The 2,089-nt window shown below is 61.3% G+C and carries 2 protein-coding genes, 2 tRNA genes and 1 pseudogene; 2 read left to right on the top strand and 3 right to left on the bottom strand.

The window, feature by feature from the left end; genetic code table 11:
• Both EN935_RS32955 and EN935_RS32950 read right to left on the bottom strand, forming a co-directional pair.
• A partial coding sequence (locus tag EN935_RS32955; RefSeq protein WP_127374072.1) for an acid-shock protein occupies positions 1–287 on the bottom strand: 287 nt, incomplete at its 3' end.
• Positions 288–451: 164 nt separating this feature from the next.
• On the bottom strand, positions 452–640 hold the full coding sequence (locus EN935_RS32950; RefSeq protein ID WP_109666250.1) for a DUF2158 domain-containing protein: 189 nt from the start codon (positions 638–640) through the stop codon (positions 452–454).
• Between the two features lie 198 nt (positions 641–838).
• Between EN935_RS32950 and EN935_RS32945 the strand changes: the two genes are divergently transcribed.
• Positions 839–914: transfer RNA gene (locus EN935_RS32945), tRNA-Cys, on the top strand.
• A 159-nt stretch (positions 915–1,073) separates the two neighbouring features.
• Here the strand turns inward: EN935_RS32945 and EN935_RS32940 are convergent.
• Positions 1,074–1,149 (bottom strand) — tRNA-Thr (locus EN935_RS32940).
• A gap of 331 nt (positions 1,150–1,480) precedes the next feature.
• On the opposite strand from EN935_RS32940, the pseudogene EN935_RS32935 reads away from it, so the two are divergent.
• Positions 1,481–2,089, top strand: a pseudogene (locus EN935_RS32935) (hypothetical protein); the annotation flags it as partial.

Here is a 2,089-nt window from a genome sequence, read left to right as displayed (position 1 = left end):
TGGTTGGAATCGATCCGCGCGAAGGATTTGGCGGGGTCGCCCTTGCCGTTGCGTTTCGCCTGAAAGGCCGTCCACTCCAGCAGGCTGATCTTGCCGTCGCCGTCCGTGTCGGCCGCCATGATTGCCTTCTCGCGCCGCTTCTGGAATTTGGCCAGCGTGATGTCGGATTTGACCCCCGAGGCGCCTGGCGAGGCGGTCGGCGGTGCAGGGGGCGGTGTCGTTGTCTGGGCGAAAGCCGCAACGGCTTGCAAACTCAAGGTAACGACGATTATCGAACGGCTGATCATGCTTTGCGTCTCCGGGTTGGTGCGTTGCAGACGACCTGTGCCGCCGTCACGCTTCAACCGTTAAACGCCGCGACCCGAAAAATCCGTCGGTCGCGCGTGCTGATCCGTTCGTGGTCGAAAAAACAAATAGAGCCCATCCCGATTCCATCGGGATGGAACAGGCTCTAGTCTGATTGGTCGGCCGCAACCAGTTGTTCAGGCTTGAACCCGGCATGTTGCGGGGTCCACACCTCGCCCTCGCGATTGAACCAGTGGCACATATACATGCCCGAGGCCGCACCATCGCTGACCGTCATCCTGGGGCCTCCGGATTTCAGCTTGACGACGTCTCCGGTCTTGAAATTGTTGGGCATTTTTGACCTCCCATGCTGAGGCCACCAGTTTCACATCAAAGTGGGGTCTCGACAATGGCAGATGTGCTTCGCCGGCGTCGCAATCCTTTGCACCAGCAGAGCATCTCCCGAGCGCCAGCCGAACGCGTTGCGGCGGTCCGATCTATCTGTTCGGTCTTAACCTTTCCGTAAATATTTGGCGGCTACTTGGACAGCGATGGCCTCGTGGCGGAGCGGCTACGCTGGAGACTGCAAATCTCTGAAGCCTCGGTTCGATCCCGAGGCGAGGCCTCCACCTTTCCAGGATACTATCGGACCATCAGGGGATCCTGTCCGGCAAGCATTCAGCGGCGACAATCGACAAAGAAGTGAGAGGTCGGGCACAAGAGGCTTGGCCCCGGACGCAAGAGGCTTAGCCCAGTGAGGGCGCTATTGCCTGTTCTTTTGGGAGAAGTGGTGCCGCTTGCGTGACTCGAACACGCGACCCCCGCATTACGAATGCGGTGCTCTACCAACTGAGCTAAAGCGGCCCGGGAGGCCAAGGCCTCCAAGATGCGGGGGTGATAGACGCAACCGGCCGCGAATTCAAGATGGGACTTGGCAATTCATGCGAGGATGTCATGCCGCTGTCGAAAGCCCGCCGCCGCGTTGTTTGCCAACCGGTTGTTAAGTCATGTTCAGCACGGCGCGCACCTCCCTACGCGTGAAAACCGATGAAACATGCTGATTTTGTTGCCGGAACAGCGCCGGCATGGACTTTGGACACCTCTCCAAGGCAGAATGCGCCGCTCGCCCGTTGATTGATTGGTCGCCTGCGGCTAACGATCACGGCAAGGTTGGCGAATGGACAGAGGGACCCGCTTGGACGCGATCGAAAAAGCGATCCGGAACGCCTTGGAGAAAGGCAGCGCCGAGGACCGCGCGTTCCGCGAGAGGGTCTATCGCGCGGCTTTTGCCGCGCTTGATCGCGCGCTCCAGGCCAATCCCGGCGTGACCGTGGAAGTAGCCATCAAGCGCCGCAAGGCGATCCAGGCGAAAATCACCGAAATCGAATCCGAGTTTCTGCCGGCGGTGCCGGATGTCGGCCCGCAAGGCGATGCACCGGCGGTCGAGCTTGGTGCAGACTCGGCGCCTGCGGTCGAAACCGGCCAACAGACACCGTCCCCCGCTGTCGTCGTCGATGGGCCCGTGCAATCCGCTTCCGATGCGCCGCGCTCGCGCGTGCTGCCCGTCGTTCCCGACATCATGCCGGACGCTACTCTTCCCGACGCTCCGGCCATCGACATGTCCGCTCCGGCGTCGGCCGGCGCGGCCACGGAAGTGGCACCCGATCGCGATGAACGGCGCATAAGAGGGCGTCGCCTGCCGCTGACCGCCATCTTCCTGACCATAACGCTGCTTGCCGCTATTGGCATTGGCCTGTTTTTCGCCGTGCAGACCGGCGTGTTCAAGACACAGGCGCAGCTTGAT

Source organism: Mesorhizobium sp. M7D.F.Ca.US.004.03.1.1 (assembly GCF_003998635.1).
Classification (GTDB): Bacteria; Pseudomonadota; Alphaproteobacteria; order Rhizobiales; family Rhizobiaceae; genus Mesorhizobium; species Mesorhizobium loti.
The sequence above is the reverse complement of the archived record's forward strand: the minus strand, read 5'-3'. Positions and strand labels throughout refer to the sequence as shown.

Excerpts from the sequence above, each read along its gene's own strand:
- EN935_RS32950 (WP_109666250.1), bottom strand. The coding sequence starts at position 640 with ATGCCCAACAATTTCAAGACCGGAGACGTCGTCAAGCTGAAATCCGGA.